Source organism: Kangsaoukella pontilimi (assembly GCF_009830125.1).
Classification (GTDB): Bacteria; Pseudomonadota; Alphaproteobacteria; order Rhodobacterales; family Rhodobacteraceae; genus Kangsaoukella; species Kangsaoukella pontilimi.
The window spans coordinates 1,059,886-1,081,076 of sequence record NZ_WUPT01000002.1; the positions used below are offsets into that span (position 1 = coordinate 1,059,886).

Below are 21,191 nucleotides of genomic sequence, written 5' to 3' on the forward strand. Positions count from 1 at the left end.
GATACGCCCCCTTCGAACCCGTGGATCGGGTGCGGTGAAGATCGTCTTCGTCCATCAGAACTGTCCGGGACAGTTCCGTCACCTGGCGCCGCATCTGGCGCGCGATCCGGCCAACGAAGTCCTTTTCATCACGCAGAAAGGCAAGCCCGATATCCCCGGGGTGCGAAAGCTGGAATATGCGCCGCACCGGACCGTTACGACCGGCATTCATCCCTATCTCGCGACCACCGAAGGAGCGGTTCTAAACGGGCAGGCCGTTGCCCGGCTGGGCTTTGCGCTGGCCGACAAGGGATTTCGCCCGGACGTCATCATCGGCAACCCGGGGTGGGGTGAGACGCTGTTCCTCAAGGATGTCTGGCCCGACGTGCCGCTGATCACGCTGGTCGAGTTCTTCTACCGGGGGCGGGGTTCGGACGTGGGGTTCGACACCGAATTCGACGGCGGGCGGGATTCGGTTCTGCGCGCGCGGGCGCGCTCGGCGCCGCATCTTCTGGCGATCGAGGCGGCGGATGCGGCTTATGCCCCGACCGAATGGCAGAAGGCCCAGTTTCCTGCGGCCCATCGGCCGAAGATCCGGGTCATCCACGACGGGATCGACACCGACAGGCTGGTGCCGGACCCGGCGGCGCGGTTCCTTGTGCCGGGCGGCCCGGAGCTGAGCAAGGCGGACGAGGTGCTGACCTATGTATCCCGCAATCTTGAACCCTATCGCGGGTTCCATTCCTTCATGCGCGCCTTGCCCCGCGTTCTGGCCGAGCGTCCGCAGGCGCATGTGGTGATCGTGGGGGGCGACGAGGTCAGCTATGGCGGCCGCGCGCCCGATGGCAAGACATGGCGCGAGGTGCTTCTGGACGAGGTCGGGCCGCTGCCCGAGCGGGTCCATTTCACCGGTCGGATACCTTACTCGGACTATGTCCGGCTTTTGCAGGTGTCCTCGGTGCATCTCTACCTGACCTATCCCTTCGTCCTCTCGTGGTCGATGCTCGAGGCCATGTCGGCGGGCGCCTTTGTCATCGGGTCGGCCACGCCGCCCGTCGAGGAAGTGATCGAAGACGGGCGGAACGGCTGGCTTGTTGATTTCTTCGACACCGAGGCCATGGCCGCGCGGATCAGCGACGGGCTGGCCCGGCGGGGCGATATGGATGCGCTCCGCGTCGCCGCGCGCGAGACGGTGCTGTCGCGCTACCGACTCTCTGACTGCCTTGAGGCGCAGATCGCGCTCATCCGCGAAATCGCCGGACAGTAAGCTCGCGTTAACCCAACCGTTCGATGATGCACCCCGCAGAGCTGGGCTGCGTGTTTCGATCGAGGTTGAGTGTGAGCAACGACACGATTTACGGGGGACTGGGCAACGACACGATCTTCGGCGGGCTCGGCGATGACGTGATCCTTGGCGGCGCGGGTGCCGACCTGATGGATGGCGGGCAGGGGCGCGACCGGCTGTCCTATGCCGACGCGGCAACGTCAGTCGTCATCGACATGCTGAACGGCAGCACCGCCGGCACTTTCGCGGCGGGTGACGTATTCACCAATTTCGAGGATCTCGAGGGCGGCGCGGCGAACGACACGCTGCTGGGCGACCATGCCGATAACTGGATCTGGGGCGGCACCGGGAATGATGAGCTTCAGGGCCGTTTCGGGGACGATACGCTGGAGGGTGGCGCGGGCGCCGATACGCTCGACGGCTCGGGCAATACGGATACCGCAGCTTATCGGGGCAGCTCGGCGGCGGTGAGGGTGCTGCTCTACAACGGGGTCGCGACGGGCGGGGATGCCACCGGCGATGTCCTTCTGAAGATCGACAACCTGATCGGCAGCGAATTCAATGACACGCTGGCCGGGAACTTTTTCGACAACGTGATCGAGGGCGGCGGCGGTGCCGACGTCATGAACGGCGGCGCGGGGCGGGATACGCTGAGCTATGCCTCTGAAACGGTTGCGGTTTCCGTTTCCCTTGCGCTTGGCACGGCGTCCGGGGGCGACGCCAATGGCGACAGTTTCACGGGCTTTGAGAATATCGAGGGCGGCAGCGGTAATGACAGCCTGACCGGCGACGGCGGGGCCAACCATCTGATCGGGGGGGCGGGCAATGATCAGCTTTCCGGCGGTGGTGGTAACGATACGCTTTCGGGCGGTGATGGTGCGGACGCGCTGTCTGGCGGAGACGGCAGCGACCTTGCCAGCTACGAAGGCGCGGCCTTGGCGGCGAATGTCAGTCTGGCCACCGGCGCGGCCTCGGGCGCGGCGGCGGGCGACACCTTCACCAGCATCGAGGGGCTGATCGGAACCGAATTCGACGACGTGCTGACCGGCGACGCGGGCGACAACTGGATCGAAGGCGGTGCCGGCGCCGACACGCTGACCGGCGGCGACGGGATCGACACGGTCAGCTACGCGACATCCGTCTCGCGGGTGGTCGTCGATCTGCTCAACGGCAATGTCTTTCTGGGCCACGCGGTGGGCGACGTGATCTCGGGCTTCGAGAACCTGTCGGGCTCCGACTTTCCCGATTACCTCCTCGGCTCGCACGGCGCGAATGTGCTGATGGGCGGGCGCGGCATGGACCGTCTCGAGTCGCGGGGCGGCGACGACACGCTCATCGGTGGCGCGCAGGACGATAACCTGAAGGGCGGGCTTGGTGCCGATGTCTTCGTGCTCCGGCCCGGCGACGCGCGCGACCGCATCGTCGACTGGCAGGACGGGCAGGACCGGATCGACCTGAGCGCCTTCGACCTGACATGGGGCGAGGTGCTGGCCGCGTCCTCGAACCTTGCCGGTGGCGAGCTGGAGATTGCCCTCGGCGGCGGCGACGCCTTTTTGATCGACGGTCTGGACCTCGCGGATTTCGATGCCGGGGATGTGATCCTGTGAGCGGCGCGGCGACCCTGACCCGCCCCGAAAGCGGCCCGGCCACCCGCGATGCGGGCGACGAGCCGCCGGTTTTCTTCATGCATATCGCAAAGACCGCCGGGTCCTATCTGAACATGGTGCTGGCCGATGCCTTCGGGCCGGGGCAGGTGGCGACCCATTCCGAGGAATGGCTGGGCAACAGCGACGATCTGCGCCGACGTCTGGCCAGCGGCACGCGGGTGATCTCGGGCCATGTGATGAACGCCCTCTGGGAGGAGATCGCCGCCCCGCTCGATATGCGGTTCCGCAAAATCACAATCCTGCGCGAACCGCACGAGCATCTGGCCTCGCATCTTCTCTGGCTCGATCACTACAACCGCCCCGATATGCGGGGCGAATACGCCCTCCTTGACGAGGCGCATCGCCGCGTGATCGACCGGATCGGCGCGGTGAACCTGTCGGAGCCTGCGCAGCTTGACGAGTACCTGACCCATCTCGGCCCGGCCGAGATCGCGCTTTTCGACAATTGTCAGTGCCGCTACCTGATCGGCAATGACAGGCGCGGTCTGAGGAACATGCAACCGCTGACCCTGACCGACGCGAAGACGATCAGGGGCGCGCTTCAGGGCTTCGACGTGGTGCTTCGGCAGGACCGGCTGGGTCAGGATATCCCGCGCCTGTCCGAGGCGCTTGGATTGCCGCTTCCCGTGCCAGAGACCCGCGTGAACGCGGGCAGGGCGACGCGGGCCATCGACACCGCGAGCCCGCTTATCCGGCAAATCCTGTCGAAACGCACCATCGTTGACCAATGGCTCTGGCGCGAGGTGACGGCATGAGCGCGCCCGAGGTTGCCGTCGTCCTAGCCGTCTACGAACCGGACCCCGACGCGCTCGACGCGCAGATCGCGTCGCTGGCCACGCAGCGGTGCGTCACGCTCCGCCTTCTGGCGGTGATCGCGGACGGCACGTCGGGCGCCCTGACGACCGAGGTGGCCGCGCGCCACGGGCTTGCGGTGGAACTTTTCCTGCCCGATGCCCGCACGAACTCTTACCGCAGCTTCGAACTTGGCCTGGGCGCGGCGCTTCAGGCCTTTCCGCAGGCCGACGCCTTCACCTTCTCGGACCAGGACGACATCTGGCATCCCGACCGCCTGGCCCGCGGTCTGGCCGCGCTGGAACGGCCCGGCGCGGCGCTGGCCCATTCCGACGCGCGTGTGGTGGATGCCGGCGGGCGTGTGATCGCGCCCTCGCTGTTCCGTCTCGAGCGGCGGAAAGAGCCGCGCTCGCTCCGGGATATCCTGATCCGCAACTGCGTGACCGGCATGACGCTGATCATGCCCCGCCGCATCGCCGAAGCGGCGCTTCCCTTCCCGCCGCAGGCCGCGCTTTTCTTCCATCACGACCTCTGGATTGCGCTGGTGGCGCAGGCTCTTGGCCGGATCGAGGTGATCCGCGCGCCGCTCGTCGATTATCGCCAGCACGGTGCGAACGTGGTTGGCGCGGTGACCGAGACCGCGCGCGCGCCCCGCTTCGCCAGCAAGGCCTGGCAGCGGCACTGGGGCGGGACCTATTACGTGGCCGCCTATCTGGCCAAGGCGCTTTACCTCCGCATGACCGAACTGGCCGAAGGCGCCGGGCAGGAGGTTGACCGCCGTCGACTGCGCGCCCTTGCCCCGTATCTGTCTGAAAAAGGCCTCGGCTTTGCGCATCTTCTGGATGCGGTGCGCCTAACGCTGGCCGGGTATCCGGGCCTTGGCTGGCACTCGGCCATGTTCGCTTTCGTCCGCATGGGCCGTGCCACGCTGGCGGCGCGAAGCGCGCTTCTGGGCGGATACCTGCCCGCGCTCGCGGCCTTCGACCGCGCTGCTTTTTCCGTGGCGCCTGGCGTGGAGCCGCAAGCGGTGCGCACCCCGGCGGCGGTCGCGGCAACGCCTGTTCCCACCGCCGCCAACAGCTTTCGCGATCCGCGCCTGACCCGCCGTTTTCAGGTGCGGATCGACCCGAACCTCTCCGGTGGTATCGCAATCCTCGTGCCGTCGCTGAACCCGTCCGAGGTCTTTGCGGGCATCGCCACGGCGCTCGATATCGGAATGGGGCTGGCGGCGCGCGGGCATCGTGTGTCCTTCATCGCGACCGACCTGCCGATCGCCAACCCCTCGGCGTCGCGGTCTTTCGTTCTGTCCCGCGGCACGGGCGGGGACGAAAATGTCACGCTCGTCTGCGCCGCGCGGGGTGACACGGCGACGCTGGCTCCCGACGCGTCGCTCTTAGCGACCGCATGGTGGACGGCGCATGTGGCGGCTGACATGGTGGCCGACTTCGCGCTGCCCGAGGACGGGTTTCTCTATCTCGTGCAGGATTATGAACCGGGCTTCTACCCGTGGGGCCGGGAACATGCGGGTGCACTGGCCAGCTATGATCTTGGCGCGACGCCGGTGTTCAACACGACGACGCTCCGCGACCATGTTCTGGCAGAGGGGCATTTCCCGGACGCGGATACCCGTCTCACCTTCCACCCGTCCATAGATATCGGACGCTATGCGGGGCTGAAGCGCACGGTCCGGCTGAAGCGGCGGCTTGCCTTCTACGGCAGGCCCGAAGTGGCTCGGAACCTGTTCGAGACCGGTGTCGCGGCACTTGACCGTTTTCTCGGCGGCGCAGGCCTGGCGCCGCAGGATATCGAATTGGTGAGCGTCGGTCTGAAGCATGATGATATCGGCTTCGCGAACGGGCATGTCCTGAAAAGCCTCGGGAAGATTCCGTGGGACGACTATCCAGGATTTCTTGCCGAGACGGATATCGGCCTGTCGCTGATGCTGTCGCCCCATCCCAGCCATCCGCCGATCGAAATGGCGGCGGCCGGCGCGCGGGTTGTCACGAACGGCTTCGGCGCCAAGGACCTGAGCGTCCTTTCTCCGGCAATACGCTCGGTTCCGCCCACCGAACTGGCCATCGCCGCTGCCCTGCATGAGGCATGGGGCGAACCGCCGCCGGGGATGCGCGACCGCCTGATCGACCTCACGCGGCTCGGCTGCCCGCTCGATGATCTGGTGAGCCGCCTCGCGGTCCGACTGGACAAGGCGGCAGGGGCCGAGGTCGTAAAAGCGCGGCGCCGCCATGCGTGACGGTGGGATCAGTCTTGTCGGGGCGGGGTCGCGGACACCCGCGCATCGCTTTCAGAAGGAGAAGTGGCGCGCGGACAGGCTCGCCGCGCTTTGCCTTCTTCCGCTTGTGTTGCCGTTGCTGGCCCTGCTCTGGCCGGTCTGCCTGATCGCGCAGGGGCGACCGTTCCTTCATGCCTCCCGGCGGGCGGGCCGGAACGGGCGGCCCTTCACCTTGTGGAAAATACGCTCGATGTCGCCCGCCGAAGGGGATGAACGTATTCTGGGAGGCGTGGGGCGCGACCGCGTCACGCCGATCGGCCGCTTTCTGAGGCGTACGCGGCTCGATGAGTTGCCGCAGATCATCAACGTGTTGGCCGGTGATATCGGCTTCATCGGCCCGCGCCCGCCGCTTGTGGCCGCATGGAACGCGTTTCCGGACGACTACGCCGAGATCCTGAAGGACCGACCGGGGATCACAGGACTCGCCACGGTGCATCTCTGCCGGAGAGAAGACCGGCTGCTGTCGCGGATCGACGATCCCGAGCGCTTGCACAACATCTACCGCCGTCGCTGCCTGCCGCCGAAACGCCGGCTCGACCGGCTCTATCGCAGGCGGGCCTCGGCGGGGCTGGCGGCCTATGTGCTGATCATGACGCTCTGGCGCAACCCGCGGGGCGGGCGGCGGCTGAGGCGGCTGGCGCGGATCAGCCTTCGCGCATCGCGCGGGTGAAATAGTCGGTCATCGGCTTGGTCAGATAGGATAGAGGCGTCCGGTCCGCTGTTCTCAGGTACGCCTCGACGGGCATCCCCGGCAAAAGAAGCTGATTGTCGAGTTTCGTCATCTCGCCCGGATCGGGCAGAAGCTGCACACGGTAGAAACTCTGCCCAGTCACCTCGTCCTGGAAAACATCAGCCGACACGTCGATCACATGGCCGCTGATCTCGGGTGTGCGGCGCTGGTCGAACGCCGTGAAGCGCAGCGTGGCGGGCTGGCCGGCGTGGACCTGATCGATGTGGATCGCCTCGACCCGGGCCGAAACCACAAGCGGCTGGTCCTGCGGCACGATGAACATCAGCGTATCCGCCGCCCGGATCACGCCCTTGACCGTAAAGACGGCCGAGCCGTGGACGATGCCCGAGACCGGCGCACGCACGTCCAGACGGTCAAGCCGTTCGTCCAGGTTCAGAAGCCGCTCGGCCAGTTCGATCTCGCGGTATTGCAGGTCTCGGAGCGTCACGATCGCCTCTTCACGGCGGCCGCTTTCCAGCTTCAGCCGTTCGATCTCAAGCGAAGCGATCTGCCCCCGGAACTGAGCGATGTCGGCTGTCAGCTTGCCGATCTCGCCCGAGAGCCGCGCCGCCTCGCGACGAAGCGCGGTGACGCGCTGCATCTGCACAAGCCCCCGTTCGAGCAGGCTTTCCTGATCTGCCAGCTCGTCGCGGATCAGATCTTCCTGTACGCCGAGCGCGTCAAGCTGCGCCTCTGTCCCGGCGATCTGGTTCTCGGTCTGAAGGATACGCTCTTCGAGTTGCAGCGCCTCGCGTTCTTCGGTGATCGCACGCGCCTGAAAAAGCGAGGTCTGCCCGGCAATCTGCTCCGCCGCCGCCGGATTTCTCTCGGCAGCCGCCAGAAGCATGTCCGGAAAGGTGATTTCGTCACGACCGTCGCGCTCGGCCTCCAGCCGGGCGCGGCGGGCCCGGATTTCGATGAGCTGGCTTTCGATGATGGCGCGTTCCGACCGCAGAAGCGTGTCGTCGAGACGGATCAGGACATCGCCCGCCGCAACACGCTCGCCGTCGCGGGCGAGGATTTCGCCCACCACACCGCCCTCGGCGTGCTGGACGACCTGACGGTTCGACTCGACTTCGATGATGCCGCTGGCCACCACGGCGCCCGCAATCTCGGTTCGGACGCTCCAGAAACCGATGCCGCCGACCAGAAGGATCAGCGCGACGAACCCCACGGTCAGCGGCATTCCCGCGCGCCATTCGCGTCTTTGACCGCTGCTCATGTGCTGTCCCCCCGACCGATGGTGCGCTGGATGTCGCCCGCGTTCTTCATCATGGATTTCAGCACCTCGTCACGAGGGCCGAGCGCCTTGACCCGCCCGCCGTCGATCACCATCAGCCGGTCGCATTCCGAGATCGCCATGGGCCGGTGCGTCATGATCACGACCGAGCGTCCGTCGGACTTCATGTCGCGCACGGCCGCGTTCAGCGCCTCGGTGCCTTCCAGGTCGAGCGCTGAATTGGGCTCGTCGAGCACCAGCAGAACCGGGTCGCCGTACAGCGCGCGCGCCAGCGCGATGCGCTGCCGTTGGCCGCCCGAAAGTGCCAGCATCCCCTCGCGCACCATCGTGTCATAGCCGTCGGGCAGCGAGAGGATCAGATCGTGCGCGCGGGCCTTCTGCGCGGCGGCGACCACGGCGGCGCTGTCGGGCGAGGTAGACATGCGCGCGATGTTTTCGGCCAGCGTGCCGGTGACCATCTGCGCCTCCTGCGGGAGGTAGCCGACATGCTGGCCCAGATCGGCGGGATCGTATTGCGACAGAAGCGCGCCGCCCAGTCGCACCTCGCCGACCGGCGGATCGATCAGGCCGAGAAGGAGCCGCGCGATGGTGGTCTTCCCCGAACCACTCCGCCCGATGACGCCAAGCGCCTCGCCGGGCGCGAGGGTGAAGGAAATGTTGTAGAGGATCGCGGGCGTGCCCGGTCCGGAGGTTACCGTGACGCCCTTGACGTCGAGCCGGCCTTCGGGGCGCGGCAGGCGGGTTTTCTCCTCGGGCTGCGGGACAGCGGCGAGGAAGTCGGAGAGCGACGCCCAGCCCTGACGCGCGCGCTGGATTTGCGGCCAGCGGCCCAGCACCTGTTCGATCGGGGCGAGCGCCCGGCCGAGCAGGATCGATGCAGCGATCATCGCGCCTGCCGTCAGTTCGCCCCCAAGAACCAGCCATGCACCAAGGGCGAGGATCAGGGATTGGAGCGTCAGGCGGAATGCCTTGGTGAAGGTCGTGAAGCTGCCGGTCCAGTCGACGGCGTTCATGGTCTTGCCAAGCGCCTCGTCCCGCCGGGCGAGCCAGCGGTCGCTGACCGCGTCGACCATGCCCTGGGCGCGCAAAAGCTCTGCCGATTGCGCGGCGCTTTCAGCGAAGCGGTGCGCGTCTTCGGTGACCTGCTGCGCCTCGCGCGTCTTGCGGTTGGTGAGTGCCTGGTTGACCAGCGTAAGCGTGATCAGCGCCACGCCGCCGCCCAAGGCGAGCCAGCCGAGCGCCGGGTGGAAGACGAAGATCGCGGCGACGAAGATGGGCGTGAAGGGCGTGTCCAGCATCGCGATCAGGCCGGGCGAGGCGAAAAAGCCCTGTATCGCCTCAAGGTCGCGGGACGCGGTCAGGGCGCCACGGCTGGGTGTCCGGCGGCCCCGCGCCTCAATCACGGCCTTGAAGACGCGCTCGTCCAGATCGGACTGAAACCGGGCGCCGTAGCGCGCCACCAGCCGCGACCGGGCAAAGTCCAGAAGCCACATCAGCCCGTAAAGCGCCACGACGAGGATGGTCAGCGCGACCAGCGTTTCCTCGGACCGCGAGCCAAGCACGCGGTCATAAACCTGAAGCATGAACAGCGGGCCAGTCAGCATCAGAAGGTTCACGAAAATACTGAAAAAGAACGAAAACCATATGAAATGCATCGAGCGGGCACGCGCCTGGCGCAGTTCTTCTGACATTGTGACTGGCGCTATTGCTTTGGCCATCTTGGACGCTCCGCAGTTCTTGCTGGCGTTAGCAGCTTAGCGGCGCATTGACGTACCGTCAGCCGTCTCAGGAGATTTTTGACGTTCGTGTCACAAACGCCCGATCAGCGCCGCGCCCCATAACGCGAGTGATCCGGGTCCGGTCTGACGGTAGAGGCCTGTGCGCCACAGGCCTGCGAGGCGTCCCAGTGCGCCGTGCCGCCGCACTGTGCGGGCGGCATCGAAGGTTACGCGCGCCTCTGGTGTCATGGCGTCGCGCGCCGCATCCAGCGCGGCGTATTGCACGTCGATCCACCCTGCGAAGCGGCCATTCAGAACCGCGCCAATCCGGGCGATCCGGGCGCGGGTGGTGTCGTTTGCGCCGACCTGATTTGCGCCATGCTGCCGGTAGAGCAGACTGGGCCGCGGATCGAGAATCATCTCGCCCCCGGCGGCGGTCACAAGCTGATAGGCCCACCAGTCATGGGCGATCAGCCGGTCGATGCGGCTGCTCGCCGGTTGCAGAAGGTCCAGCGCCTTGCGGTTCAGAAGCATCGTGTTGCCGCCCGCCACGTTCTGGACTAGCGCGTTCCGGAACCCGGTCGGCCGGACAAAGGCCGGCGAGAGCCGAAGCGGCGTCAGATCGTGGTCCGCGATGACCGTCCGGCTGCCATAGATTGCCGGTCGGTCGAGCCCGTCGAGCGCGGCAAGTCCGCGTGACAGCCGGTCGGGCAGCCAATAGTCGTCCTGATCCGCGAAGGCGAGGTAGGCTGCGCCCCCGGCCGCCCGCAGGAGCGACAGGAAATTCATCGCGGCCCCCTTGCCGGGCCCCCTCAACGTGATGATCTTTCGCTCGGGATGCAGCGCGGCAAAGCGCTGAACCCGTGCCACGGTATCGTCGGTCGAGCCGTCGTCTGAGACGATAAGAGACCAGTCCGTATGACTTTGCCGCGCGATCGAGGTCAGCTGCGCGTCGATGGTCCATCCCCCGTTAAAGGTGGCCATGACGATGGTGACGTGTTTGGGGCCGACCCGGCGGGCAAGGCCCGGGAGGGGCGGCCTCTGAGCTTCGGGGATGAGCGCGCGGTCGAAACTCATGATTGGGCAATCTCGTCGTGAAAGCGGTGAAGAAGAAGCGCGCCGAGCGTCATCAAGGCCAACGACAGCGCGTAGATCAGGATCGGATCGGGATAGGTCGGCTGATAGACCGCGTAGAAGGCCGCCCGCATCTCGCCCGTGACGTGGAAGAGCGGGTTCCATTCCAGCCAGCCGCGCAGCGGGTGCGGCACGGTTTCCAAAAGGAAGACCACGCCCGAGACGATGAACATCGGCCGCATGACCACAGCCCATATCCGTTCGAGCGCCGGGAAGGCCGGGAAGAGGTAGGCGTTGAGCGTGCCCGCCCCGAGCGCCAGCGCAGTCGCCATCGCATAGGCATGAGCGGCGAGGACGGGATCGGGCAGGCTGGCATCGCGTGCGATCGCCAGAAGCGTGCCGAGGACGAGGATCGAGATCAGGCACTGCGTAAAGACCGCCACCGCCGCCCGCGCGATCAGCGCATCGGCCCAGGTGACCGAGGCGAAGCCCAGAAGCGGGCGCGAAAAGCGGAGCGCGGTCGCGACCTTCTGGCTGACGTCGAGGAACAGCATGAAGGGAAGGAAGCCCGTTGCGTAGAAAAGCGCGAAATCGCTGCCGAGGGGCGGGGCGACGAAGGCGAAGGAGAACGCCACCGAAAGAAGTGCGATCGTCAGGACCGGTTCGGCCACCGTCCAGATCCAGCCGCCGGGCGAGCGGGTGTGCGTCGTAGCCATTTCCCTCAGGATCAGCGCGCCGATGGTCCGAAACGTGCCGGTGCCCGCGCCGCCCGCCGGCCGAAGCGGCTGAACGGGGGCGCGGAGCGGGGCCGTTGGCGGCGGGGACGGGCTGGGCATCTGCATCGCCTTCCGACTACGCCAACGAGGTTTACGGGGAATTAACGACTGCGCCCCGATGATGGCGGCGAACCGGAACCTTAGAAGGGGGTGCCAGAGGTGTCGCATGTGGCTCTTGTCCCGCCGGGCGCGTCCGTCGTGGGCACCAACCGGCGCCAGGTGGCGCTTCTGGCAAGTCTCGTTGTCGGAGTTCTGCTTCCGGTGCTGGTCACGGCAGGCTATCTCTATACCCGCGCGGTGGACCAATACGCCTCCACCGTGGCCTTTTCGGTCCGGACCGAATCCATGCCGTCCCCCATCGAGCTGATCGGCGGGATCGCGGATATTCCGACCTCGGGCAGCGCCGACGCCGATATCCTTTTCGCGTTCATCCGCAGTCAGGAAATGGTCGAGACGCTGGATGCGCGGCTTGGGCTGGTCGAGATGTTCTCGCGGCCCGAGGGCGACCCGGTTTTCGGCTTTGATCCCACCGGCTCGATTGAGGACCTGACCGACTATTGGCGGCGCATGGTCGAGGTCATCTATGACCCCGGAACCGGTCTGATCGAGGTGCGCGCGCTGGCCTTCGCGCCCGAGGATGCCCGCGTCATCGCCACCGGCGTCATGGAGGAAAGCGCGCGCCTGATCGATGACCTGTCCCGAGTGGCCCGTGACGACACGACGGCCTTCGCGCGGGAAGAGCTTGAGCGCGCGGTCGAGCGGCTGAAACTCGCGCGGGAGCGTCTGACACGGTTCCGCTCGGTCACCCAGATCGTGGACCCGAGCGCCGACCTGCAGGGGCAGATGGGCGTGCTGGGCAGTCTGGAGGGACAGTTGGCCGCCACGCTGATCGACGCCGATCTTCTGCGCGAAAGCACCCGCTCGGGCGATCCGCGGCTTCGCCAGGCCGAGAGGCGGATCGCCGTTATCGAGGCGCGGATCGCCGCCGAACGGCGGAAACTGGGGCAGGGCGCGGGCGGCACGGGTGGCGGAGACTATGCCTCGCTTCTCTCCGAGTTCGAGCGACTTGCGGTCGACCGGGAATTCGCCGAGCAGTCCTATCGCGCCGCGCTCGCCGCTCATGATCAGGCACAGGCCGAGGCGCGGCGGAAAAGCCGGTACCTTGCCGCGCATATCCGGCCCACGCTGGCGCAATCGTCGGAACATCCGCGCCGGATCGTGCTGACCGCCATGGTGGGGTTTTTTGCGCTCTGCCTCTGGGCGCTGGCGGCGCTTGTCTATTACAGCATCCGCGACCGGCGATGATCCGGCTCGTCCGCGTCTCGAAAAGCCTCTGGTCCGGGGGGCACAGGACCGTCGTGGCGCGCGAGGTTTCATTCACCGTGCCGGACCGGGGCGCGGTGGCGCTGATCGGGCGGAACGGGGCGGGAAAGTCTTCTCTTCTCAGGATGATCGCGGGCACACTTAAACCCGATGGCGGGTGGATCGAGACGCGGGGCAGCGTATCGTGGCCGGTGGGGTTCGCAGGCAGTTTCCACGGAGATCTGTCCGGCGCGCAGAACGCCCGTTTCGTGGCCCGCATCCACGGAATCGACAGCGACGCGATGGTCCGGCTGGTCGAGGATTTGGCCGAAATCGGGCCGCATTTCCGGCTGCCGTTCCGCACCTATTCCTCGGGGATGAAGGCGCGTCTGGCATTCGCGATCTCCATGGCCATCGACTTTGACACGGTGCTGATCGATGAGGTGACCAGCGTGGGCGATGCCGCGTTTCGGGAGCGGAGCGAGGCGATCCTGATGGACCGGCTGGAGCGGCGCGCGGCGGTGGTCGTGTCGCATAACATGCCGCTTCTCGAGCGCATCTGCTCCAGCGCGGTGGTGCTCGACCGGGGGGAGGCGCGGGTCTTCGACGATGTCAAAGAGGCCATCGCCCACCACCATGCGCTGATGGCGCCAGCCTAGTTTTCGCGCGGGGCACCACCGGCGAAAACGCCAGGTTTCCCGTAGTCTACGGCAGCTTCCTGCATTTCCAGATGAAGTCCGGTGCCGGTGTAGGGATGCGCGCGGGCCAGCGCCTCGTCCACCTCGATCCCCAGTCCGGGCGCCTTGGGGGCGGCGATGTGGCCGTCCTCGACCCGGATCGCGTTGCGGATCAGCGCGGCGTGGAAGGGCGTCTCGATGGTCTCGGCCAGAAGCGTGTTGGCGCAGGCGACCGCCAGGTGGATATTCGCCGCCAATTCCACCGGCCCGGCATAGAGATGCGGGGCGATCTGCGCGGCCTTCGCCTCGGCCAGCGCGGCGATCTTGCGGCCCTCCCAGAGCCCGCCCGCGCGCCCGAGTGCCGGTTGCAGGATACGCGCGCCCGCGTCGAGCGCGGCAGCGAATTCGACCTTGGTGGTCAGACGCTCGCCCGTGGCGACGGGGATGGGCGTGCCCGCCGCGACGCGGGCCAGCCCGGCGACATCGTCGGGTGGCACCGGCTCCTCGAACCAGAGGGGGTCGTAGGGGCGGATCGCCTCGGCGAGGCGCAGCGCACCGGATGCGGTGAACTGGCCATGGGTGCCGAAGAGCAGGTCCGCGCGCGTGCCGACCGCCTCGCGGAGGCGGGCGCAGAAGCGGGTCGAGCGCTCGATATCCGCCAGCGCGGGCTGGTGCCCGCCCCGGATCGTGTAGGGACCGGCTGGGTCGAACTTGACCGCCGTATAGCCGCGCGCGACCAGATCGAGCGCGCTTTCCGCGGCCATGTCCGCGTCACCCCAGAAGGCGGGCAGTGGGTGACCGTCCAGAGGGTACAGATAGGAATAGGCCCGGACGCGCGGCGTCGTCCGCCCGCCCAGAAGCGCCCAGACCGGGCGGTCGCGGTCCTTGCCGAGGATGTCCCAGCAGGCGATCTCCAGCCCCGAGAAAGCGCCCATCACCGTCGGATCGGGCCGCTGCGTGAAGCCTGCAGAATAGACGCGGCGGAACATCAGATCGATGTTTTCGGGGCTTTCACCCTCCATATGGCGCGCGAACACATCCGCGATCACGGCGCGCATGGCCTCCGGTCCGACGGCGGCGGCATAGCACTCGCCCCAGCCCGTAACGCCCGTATCGGTTGTCAGCTTGACCAGAATCCAGTATCGCCCGCCCCAGCCGGGCGCCGGCGGAGCCGTGACAATTACCTCGAGATCGGCAAGCTTCACGGGCGTCTCCTCATGGGTGAAAGCGTCATGTCGGGTATTCCAATCACCATTCGCAATCTCGGTCCAGAGGATGTGGCGATCCTCGACCGCGTGCGGCCCGGCACATTCGATAACCCTGTGGACCCTGCGCGGGCTTATGCGTTTCTGGCCACGCGGGTGAACGAGATCGTCGTCGCGCTGACCGCGGGCGAGGTAGTGGGCTTTGCCACCGGCACGGTGCTGATGCACCCCGACAAGGCGCCACAGTTTTTCGTCAACGAGGTGGGCGTCCACGAGGATATGCGGCGTCAGGGTATTGGAACGCGGCTGATGGAGCGACTTCTGGACCTTGCGCGGGACCGGGGCTGCGAAGGCATCTGGCTGGCCACGGAAGAGGGCAACGCCGCCGCGCGCGGGCTCTACAAGGCGATGCAGGCCCGCGAGACGGGCGGCATCGTGGTCTATGACTGGGACGATACCGCGCTCTGATCGGGCTCAGAAAACGATCACGTTGCGGCGGCTCTTGCCCGACTTGGTGTCGGCGATGGCCTCGTTGATCTCTTCCAGAGGCCAGCGCCCGGATATCAGCTCATCCAGTTTCAGCCGACCCTGGAGGTAGAGATCCGCGAGCCACGGAATGTCCCGCGCCAGCACCGTGTCGCCCATCTTGGACCCGATCAGGCGTTGCCCGTAGGCGGCCATCGTACCGGCGTCGTATTCCGACATTGCGCCGCTCGCAGGCATTCCCACCATGACCAGCCGCCCGCCCCGGGCGAGATAATTTGGCGCGCTGGTATAGACCGGAGCCGCGCCCACGGTCACGAAGACCGCATCCGCCCCCTTGCCGATCATCTGGAACAGGTCGTCCCATGGCGCGGGGCGGGTGGCGAGGATCGTGTCGGTGGCCCCGAAGGCGCGGGCGTCCTCCAGTTTCCCGGGCACCATGTCAACGGCCACGATCCGGCGCGCGCCCGCCAGCCGTGCGCCCTGAATGGCGTTCAGACCAACGCCGCCCGCACCGATCACCACGGCGTCCTCACCCGGTCTCAGACCGCCCGAGTTCACCACGGCGCCGATCCCGGTAATGACCCCGCAGGACAGAAGCGAGGCGACGTCCGCTGAAAGCCCCTTGGGAATGCGCGCGATCTGGCTCTGGTCGACGACCACCTTTTCGGCAAAAGCGCCGGTCGCCATGGCCTGATGGCAGGGCGCGCCATCGGCCAGCGTCAGCGGGTCGGGACCGACAGGCGCCGTGCAGGTGGCGGGATGCCCGGTGGTGCAGGGCGCGCAGCCGCCGCAGGCGCGCATCAGCGTCACGATCACGCGCTCGCCCATCGCAAAGCCGGTGACACCCTCGCCGAGCGCGGTGATCCGGCCCGCTGCCTCGTGCCCGTAGACCGCAGGAAGCGTGCCGCCCCAGGCGCCGTCTGCATAGGAGATGTCGGAATGACAGATCGCGCAGGCCTCGAGCGTGACCTCTATCGCCCGCCCGGTGGGCGGGGCCAGCGTCACGGTCTCGATGGTGAGCGGCTTGCCGAATTCCCGGCAGACCGCCGCGCGCATGGATGTCATGGTCCGTCCCTTCCGTTGCCCGCGCTCAGGCTGGGGCGGGGGCGCTTTCCGATCAAGCCGGAAAGCGACACGCGCCACCCTGGCCGCGTCAGGCGGGCGCGACGCGGCGGGTGCCGAGCAGGACCGCGCCGCAAGCCACCATCAGCGCCATCGAGACGAGGAACGGCGCGCCCGGCATGAAATAGGCGGCATCCTCGGCGGCGAAGACGGCGAAGACCTGCGTCATCACGAGGGGCGAGATCACGGTTGCAAGCGCGGCGGTCGAGGACAGAACCCCCTGCAGCTCGCCCTGGCTGTCATCGGCGGTGCGGCGCGACATCATCCCCTGCACGGCGGGTGTCACCACTGCGCCGAGCGCCGTCAGGGGCACGAAAAGAAGCGCGACCGTGCCGCTCTGCACCAGTGCCAGAACAAGGAAGGCGAAGAAGTTGAAGACCAGGCCGTAGATAACGGTGCCGCGTTCCCCCAGCCACTTCAGCACGTATCGGATGAGCCAGCCCTGCACGAGCGCCATGGACACGCCGAAGGCCGCGAGCGACGCGCCGATCATCGACGGCTCCCAGCCGAAGCGCGCCTCGGTGAAATAGGCCCAGACGGCGGGATAGACGAAGAAGGCGACCTGATAGAGGAAAAACAGGATCAGAAGGGGCCGAAGCTCTGGCGTCTGGCCTACCTGCCGGAAGGCGCCGAAAGGGTTGGCGCGGGCCAGCGTCAGGGGACGGCGGTTCCGGTTGGTCTCGGGCATGACGACATAGCCGAAGACAAGGTTCATTGCGGCCAGCGCGGCGGCGGCAAAGAAGGGCGCGCGGGTGCCGAACTCGGCCAGCAGCCCGCCCAGAAGCGGCCCGAGGACGAAGCCCACGCCGAAGGCCGCGCCGATCATGCCGAAGCGGGCAGCCTTTTCTTCGGGTTTCGAGATGTCGGCCATGAAGGCCATGGCGGTCGCCTGGGTCGCGGCAACCATGCCGCCCACGATCCGTCCGACCAGCAAGAGCCAGAATGCCCCGGCAAGCGCCATGACGAGATAATCCAGCGCCATCACCGCCAGCGAGGCCAGCATGATCGGACGCCGCCCGTAGCGGTCCGACAAAGCGCCCACTACAGGCCCGCAGAGGAACAGCATTATCGCGAAAGCGGTGGCCAGAACTCCGCCGTAAAGCGCCGCCTCTGACAGCGGAATGTTAGCGATTTCCCGCAGGAGCGCCGGCATTACCGGCAGGATCAGCCCGATGCCCATGGAGTCGATCACGGTCGTCAGCAGCACGAAAACAAGGGGCAGGCGCATCGGGGGTCCTCTCGGGGCGGCATTAGACCCGCGTTGGGCCGAGGGGCAACAAAAAAGGCGCCGTTCGCGCGGCGCCTTTTTCCGGAGGCCGTGTCTTTGTTGCGGGAAGGGCTCAGGCGGCCCTGAGCCCGAGGATTGCGCGCGCCTCGGCTGGGGTCGCCACCGGGCGGTCGTGCTTTTTGCAGAGATCGACAGTGCGCGCGACAAGCGCCGCGTTCGAGGGCGCCAGCGTCTCGCGGTCGATCCGGATATTGTCTTCCAGCCCGGTGCGGCAATGCCCGCCGGTCTCGATGCACCACTCGTTGACGATGACCTGTCCCGGGCCAACACCCGCCGCGCACCAGACGGCGTCGGGCGCGATCCGGGCGAGCGTCTCGCGGAAGAAGTCGAAGGACGGGCGGTCGACGGGCATTGCGTTCTTCACGCCCATGACGAACTGCACGTAAAGCGGCCCTTTGAGACGGCCGTCCTTCTGCATCTTGGCGGCCTGGAAAATGTGGCTGAGGTCGAAGGCCTCAATCTCGGGCTTCACGTCATATTTCAGCATCTCTGACGCTAGCCAGTCGACCAGATCGGGCGGGTTCTCGTAGACGCGCGTAGGAAAGTTGTTCGACCCGACCGAGAGCGACGCCATGTCGGGTCGGAGGGGCAGCATTCCGCCACGAGCTTGCCCCGCGCCCGAGCGCCCGCCGGTGGATAGTTGCACGATCATGCCGGGGCAGTGCTTTTCGATGCCTTCTTTCAGGCGTCCGAAAAGCTCGGGGTCCGAGGTGGGCGTCTGGTCGGGCAGGCGCACATGGCAATGGGCGATGGACGCGCCGGCCTCGAACGCCTCGTGGGTGGACTCGATCTGTTCCTCGACCGAGATCGGGACGGCGGGATTGTCTTCCTTCCGGGGCACCGAGCCGGTGATGGCGACACAGATGATGCAGGGTGACTTTGTCATTCTCGGATCCTTGGTCGTTCTTGATCGGATGATAGCGTGGCGATCCGGGCGGGGCGAGGGGGGCGTCAGGCGAAACGGTCGAGCGCGGTCTGGAACATCGCGGCGTCCACGTTCCCGCCCGAGGCGACGACGATGACATCCGCGTCCCCCGTCGCGTGGAAAAGCGCCGCCGCCAGCGCCACCGCGCCCCCCGGTTCCAGCACGATCTTGAGCCGGTTGAAGGCCACCGCCATGGCGCGGAGCGCGTCGTCATCCGACACGGCATAAGCGGGGCCGCAATGGGCCTGCATGATCGGAAAGGTCAGGTCCCCGGGCCGGGGCGTGATGATCGCGTCACAGATCGAACCTGTGGTGGACGGGTTCGTCTGGATCGTGCCCGAGACAAGCGAGCGGCCCACGTCGTCGAAACCTTCGGGTTCCACGGGGCGGACGCGGAGGCCGGGCGCCTCGGCGGCAAGCGCCAGCGCAATGCCCGAGGTCAGGCCGCCGCCGCCGCAGCAGACCAGCACGTCCGCCTCGTCGATCCCGCGCGCCTTGGCGTCCTCGGCAATCTCCAGCCCGGTGGTGCCTTGACCGGCAATGACCATCGGGGTGTCGAAAGGCTTGATCAGCGTCAGCCCGCGTTCCTCGGCCAGCGCTGCGCCAATGGCGTCGCGGTCCTCGGTCGCGCGGTCGTAGAAGACGACCTCTGCCCCGACCGCCCTGGTATTCGCAATCTTTAGCGCGGGCGCGTCGGACGGCATCACGATCACGGCCGGTGCGCCGAGTTCGCGCGCGGCAAGCGCCACGCCCTGCGCGTGGTTGCCCGAGGAATAGGCCAGGACGCCGCGGGCCCGTGTCTCGGGGTCGAGCGCCGAGAGGGCCGATCGCGCGCCACGGTATTTGAACGAGCCTGTCTTCTGCAGGCACTCGGCCTTGACGAAGATGCGGCGTCCCGCATCCGCATCCAGAAGCGGGGCGTTCAGAAGGGGCGTGCGGACGGCAAAGCCCTCAAGCCGCGCGCGGGCGGCGCGGATATCGTCGATGTTCACGGAAGTTTCTCCAGCCATTGCTCGAGCGCCTTGAGCGCCTCGGCTTCGTCAAGGAAGGGGACATGCCCCCGGTCCGGCACCTCGGCCACGATCATGTCGGGGCGCCGGCGCTGCATCTCGGCCAGCGTCTTCGGCGTCAACAGGTCGGAATTCGCCCCCCGGATCGTGGCAAGTGGCAGGCCCGCCATCGCGTCGAAGAGAGGCCAGAGGTCCGGCGTCGGCTGTGCGCCTGCCGCCAGAACCGCGTCGCGGAGCGCGGGGTCGTAGTTGATCTGCAGGCCATCGGGCGTCTCGCGATAGTGCTTGACCACCTCTTCGCGCCAGCGGCTTTCCGGCACGCCCTTGAAGCCCGCCAGAAGCTCGGCGCGCATCGCCACAGCCTCGTCATATGTTTTCTGTGCGGGGTTCTTGCCGATGTAGGTCTTTATGACATCGAGGCCGCGCGGGTCGATCTCGGGGCCGATGTCGACAAGGCAGACGCCGGTCAGCCGGTCCTTGGCCATGGCCGCAAGGACCATCGCGATCAGGCCACCGCGGGACGTGCCGAGGATGGCGGTGGCGGGCAGGTCCAGATGATCGAGAAGCGCAATCGCATCGCCCGCCTCGATCGGGATCGTATAGGTCTCGGCCCCGGACCAGTCCGATTTGCCGCGCCCGCGATAGTCGAGCCGGATCAGGCGGACGCCGCCGAGATGCGGGGCGACATAGTCGAAATCGGTGCCGTTCCGGGTCAGGCCGGACAGCGCGAGGACGGGTTTGCCCGCGCCTTCGTCGGTGTAGTGCAGGCGCGTGCCGTCGGGCGTATGAAACTCCGGCATCAAAGACCCGCCACGAGATCGGGGATGCCGGTCAGGTCGCTCACCACATGGGCGGGCCGTGCGGGCAGGCGGTCGACCGGATCGCCCGCGCGGTTGACCCAGACGGTGGTAAACCCGTAGGCCGCCGCGCCCGCAGCGTCCCAACCGTTGGCCGACACGAACAGTACCTTGTCGGGGGCCGCACCGAGCCGCGCCTCCACCAAGTCATAGACGGCGCGGGCCGGTTTGAAGATGCCCACATCCTCGACCGACAGAGTGTCATCCAGCCACGCGCCGATGCCTGCAAAGTCGACCGCGCCTTCCAGCATGTCGGGCGAGCCGTTCGAGAGGATCGCGGTCTGCAGGCCGGCGGCCTTCAGCGTCGCCAGCATCTTGGGCGCTTCCCTGTAGGCCGGGCATTCCCAGTAGAGCGCCAGAAGCGTCTCGCGGAGGACCGGATCGTCGAGGCCTGATGCCTCCATCGCCCAGTCCAGACCATCCTCCGTGACCTGCCAGAAATCGGTGTGATCGCCGGTGATCGCGCGGAGCCAGGTGTACTGAAGCTGTTTCATCCGCCAGTCGGCGGCCAGCCTGGGCCAGACTTCGGCCAGTGCCTGCTGGCCGGGCTGCTCGGCGGCGACCCGCGCGGCGGCCGAGACATCGAACAATGTGCCATAGGCATCGAAAACGCAGGTGGTCACGGTCATGGGGCCTCTCTTTCGCGGGGAAAGTGGCATGGGCGCGCGCGGGTGAAAAGAGGGGCGCGGGGGTTTACACCCAAGCCATGGCATGTTGGGTTATGGCGGAACCCAGGGCGCGGATGGCGCCCGCCAATGAAACAATCCC

The 21,191-nt window shown here is 67.1% G+C and carries 19 protein-coding genes; 8 read left to right on the forward strand and 11 right to left on the reverse strand.

Annotation, left to right across the window (positions count from 1 at the left end):
* Nucleotides 1-34 precede the first annotated feature (34 nt).
* The 5 genes from GQ651_RS14850 (at nt 35) to GQ651_RS14870 (ending at nt 6,683) form a co-directional block, all read left to right on the forward strand.
* Nucleotides 35-1,246, forward strand: a complete 1,212-nt coding sequence (locus tag GQ651_RS14850; protein ID WP_160764986.1) for a glycosyltransferase family 4 protein — start codon at nt 35-37, stop codon at nt 1,244-1,246.
* A 71-nt stretch (nt 1,247-1,317) separates the two neighbouring features.
* Nucleotides 1,318-2,871 carry a calcium-binding protein gene (locus tag GQ651_RS14855; protein WP_160764987.1) on the forward strand — a complete coding sequence of 518 codons (1,554 nt, stop codon included), beginning with the start codon at nt 1,318-1,320 and terminating at the stop codon, nt 2,869-2,871.
* The gene (locus GQ651_RS14860) at nt 2,868-3,686 is read left to right on the forward strand and encodes a hypothetical protein (RefSeq protein WP_160764988.1); all 819 of its coding nucleotides are present in this window, start codon (nt 2,868-2,870) and stop codon (nt 3,684-3,686) included. The genes GQ651_RS14855 and GQ651_RS14860 overlap by 4 nt, the downstream gene beginning before the upstream one ends.
* Nucleotides 3,659-5,974 (forward strand): rhamnosyltransferase WsaF family glycosyltransferase, encoded by a 2,316-nt coding sequence (locus GQ651_RS14865; protein ID WP_160764989.1) that lies wholly within the window; start codon nt 3,659-3,661, stop codon nt 5,972-5,974. Before GQ651_RS14860 ends, GQ651_RS14865 begins: the two co-directional genes overlap by 28 nt.
* Nucleotides 5,967-6,683, forward strand: a complete 717-nt coding sequence (locus tag GQ651_RS14870; RefSeq protein ID WP_160764990.1) for a sugar transferase — start codon at nt 5,967-5,969, stop codon at nt 6,681-6,683. The genes GQ651_RS14865 and GQ651_RS14870 overlap by 8 nt, the downstream gene beginning before the upstream one ends.
* On the opposite strand, the gene GQ651_RS14875 is transcribed toward GQ651_RS14870, so the two are convergent.
* The 4 genes from GQ651_RS14875 to GQ651_RS14890 form a co-directional block, all read right to left on the reverse strand.
* Nucleotides 6,658-7,965 carry an HlyD family type I secretion periplasmic adaptor subunit gene (locus tag GQ651_RS14875; protein WP_227258201.1) on the reverse strand — a complete coding sequence of 436 codons (1,308 nt, stop codon included), beginning with the start codon at nt 7,963-7,965 and terminating at the stop codon, nt 6,658-6,660. The two genes, GQ651_RS14870 and GQ651_RS14875, sit on opposite strands and share 26 nt — an antisense overlap.
* The gene (locus GQ651_RS14880) at nt 7,962-9,674 is read right to left on the reverse strand and encodes a type I secretion system permease/ATPase (protein ID WP_160764991.1); all 1,713 of its coding nucleotides are present in this window, start codon (nt 9,672-9,674) and stop codon (nt 7,962-7,964) included. Before GQ651_RS14880 ends, GQ651_RS14875 begins: the two co-directional genes overlap by 4 nt.
* Before the next feature lie 117 nt (nt 9,675-9,791).
* A complete protein-coding gene (locus tag GQ651_RS14885; RefSeq protein WP_160764992.1) occupies nt 9,792-10,778 on the reverse strand; it encodes a glycosyltransferase family 2 protein in 987 nt (328 codons plus the stop codon).
* Nucleotides 10,775-11,611: an ABC transporter permease gene (locus GQ651_RS14890; RefSeq protein ID WP_160764993.1), complete on the reverse strand. Its 837-nt coding sequence runs from the start codon at nt 11,609-11,611 to the stop codon at nt 10,775-10,777. The genes GQ651_RS14885 and GQ651_RS14890 overlap by 4 nt, the downstream gene beginning before the upstream one ends.
* A gap of 99 nt (nt 11,612-11,710) precedes the next feature.
* Between GQ651_RS14890 and GQ651_RS14895 the strand changes: the two genes are divergently transcribed.
* Both GQ651_RS14895 and GQ651_RS14900 read left to right on the forward strand, forming a co-directional pair.
* On the forward strand, nt 11,711-12,856 hold the full coding sequence (locus tag GQ651_RS14895; RefSeq protein ID WP_319637446.1) for a sugar transporter: 1,146 nt from the start codon (nt 11,711-11,713) through the stop codon (nt 12,854-12,856).
* Nucleotides 12,853-13,512, forward strand: coding sequence for an ABC transporter ATP-binding protein (locus GQ651_RS14900; RefSeq protein WP_160764994.1), 660 nt, complete (start codon nt 12,853-12,855; stop codon nt 13,510-13,512). The genes GQ651_RS14895 and GQ651_RS14900 overlap by 4 nt, the downstream gene beginning before the upstream one ends.
* On the opposite strand, the gene GQ651_RS14905 is transcribed toward GQ651_RS14900, so the two are convergent.
* Nucleotides 13,509-14,735: a mandelate racemase/muconate lactonizing enzyme family protein gene (locus GQ651_RS14905; protein WP_160764995.1), complete on the reverse strand. Its 1,227-nt coding sequence runs from the start codon at nt 14,733-14,735 to the stop codon at nt 13,509-13,511. The genes GQ651_RS14900 and GQ651_RS14905 overlap by 4 nt on opposite strands.
* Nucleotides 14,736-14,747: 12 nt before the next feature.
* On the opposite strand from GQ651_RS14905, the gene GQ651_RS14910 reads away from it, so the two are divergent.
* Complete coding sequence (locus GQ651_RS14910) at nt 14,748-15,203, forward strand: GNAT family N-acetyltransferase (protein ID WP_160764996.1); 456 nt, start codon at nt 14,748-14,750, stop codon at nt 15,201-15,203.
* Between the two features lie 6 nt (nt 15,204-15,209).
* Here GQ651_RS14910 and GQ651_RS14915 read toward each other — a convergent pair whose 3' ends face one another.
* The 6 genes from GQ651_RS14915 to GQ651_RS14940 form a co-directional block, all read right to left on the reverse strand.
* Nucleotides 15,210-16,286: a Zn-dependent alcohol dehydrogenase gene (locus tag GQ651_RS14915; protein WP_160764997.1), complete on the reverse strand. Its 1,077-nt coding sequence runs from the start codon at nt 16,284-16,286 to the stop codon at nt 15,210-15,212.
* An 88-nt stretch (nt 16,287-16,374) separates the two neighbouring features.
* Nucleotides 16,375-17,571, reverse strand: a complete 1,197-nt coding sequence (locus GQ651_RS14920; protein WP_160764998.1) for an MFS transporter — start codon at nt 17,569-17,571, stop codon at nt 16,375-16,377.
* A 112-nt stretch (nt 17,572-17,683) separates the two neighbouring features.
* Nucleotides 17,684-18,517, reverse strand: coding sequence for a BKACE family enzyme (locus tag GQ651_RS14925; protein ID WP_160764999.1), 834 nt, complete (start codon nt 18,515-18,517; stop codon nt 17,684-17,686).
* 65 nt (nt 18,518-18,582) lie between these two features.
* Complete coding sequence (locus GQ651_RS14930; protein WP_227258202.1) at nt 18,583-19,566, reverse strand: threonine ammonia-lyase; 984 nt, start codon at nt 19,564-19,566, stop codon at nt 18,583-18,585.
* Complete coding sequence (locus GQ651_RS14935; RefSeq protein WP_160765000.1) at nt 19,545-20,366, reverse strand: alpha/beta fold hydrolase; 822 nt, start codon at nt 20,364-20,366, stop codon at nt 19,545-19,547. Before GQ651_RS14935 ends, GQ651_RS14930 begins: the two co-directional genes overlap by 22 nt.
* Nucleotides 20,366-21,052 (reverse strand): haloacid dehalogenase type II, encoded by a 687-nt coding sequence (locus tag GQ651_RS14940; RefSeq protein WP_160765001.1) that lies wholly within the window; start codon nt 21,050-21,052, stop codon nt 20,366-20,368. Before GQ651_RS14940 ends, GQ651_RS14935 begins: the two co-directional genes overlap by 1 nt.
* Nucleotides 21,053-21,191 lie beyond the last annotated feature (139 nt).

Coding starts and splice junctions, on each gene's coding strand:
- GQ651_RS14865 (WP_160764989.1), top strand. CDS start 3,659: ATGGCTCTGGCGCGAGGTGACGGCATGAGCGCGCCCGAGGTTGCCGTC.
- GQ651_RS14870 (WP_160764990.1), top strand. CDS start 5,967: ATGCGTGACGGTGGGATCAGTCTTGTCGGGGCGGGGTCGCGGACACCC.
- GQ651_RS14875 (WP_227258201.1), bottom strand. CDS start 7,965: ATGAGCAGCGGTCAAAGACGCGAATGGCGCGCGGGAATGCCGCTGACC.
- GQ651_RS14880 (WP_160764991.1), bottom strand. CDS start 9,674: ATGTCAGAAGAACTGCGCCAGGCGCGTGCCCGCTCGATGCATTTCATA.
- GQ651_RS14885 (WP_160764992.1), bottom strand. CDS start 10,778: ATGAGTTTCGACCGCGCGCTCATCCCCGAAGCTCAGAGGCCGCCCCTC.
- GQ651_RS14890 (WP_160764993.1), bottom strand. CDS start 11,611: ATGCCCAGCCCGTCCCCGCCGCCAACGGCCCCGCTCCGCGCCCCCGTT.
- GQ651_RS14900 (WP_160764994.1), top strand. CDS start 12,853: ATGATCCGGCTCGTCCGCGTCTCGAAAAGCCTCTGGTCCGGGGGGCAC.
- GQ651_RS14910 (WP_160764996.1), top strand. CDS start 14,748: ATGGGTGAAAGCGTCATGTCGGGTATTCCAATCACCATTCGCAATCTC.
- GQ651_RS14915 (WP_160764997.1), bottom strand. CDS start 16,286: ATGACATCCATGCGCGCGGCGGTCTGCCGGGAATTCGGCAAGCCGCTC.
- GQ651_RS14920 (WP_160764998.1), bottom strand. CDS start 17,571: ATGCGCCTGCCCCTTGTTTTCGTGCTGCTGACGACCGTGATCGACTCC.
- GQ651_RS14925 (WP_160764999.1), bottom strand. CDS start 18,517: ATGACAAAGTCACCCTGCATCATCTGTGTCGCCATCACCGGCTCGGTG.
- GQ651_RS14930 (WP_227258202.1), bottom strand. CDS start 19,566: ATGGCTGGAGAAACTTCCGTGAACATCGACGATATCCGCGCCGCCCGC.
- GQ651_RS14935 (WP_160765000.1), bottom strand. CDS start 20,366: ATGCCGGAGTTTCATACGCCCGACGGCACGCGCCTGCACTACACCGAC.
- GQ651_RS14940 (WP_160765001.1), bottom strand. CDS start 21,052: ATGACCGTGACCACCTGCGTTTTCGATGCCTATGGCACATTGTTCGAT.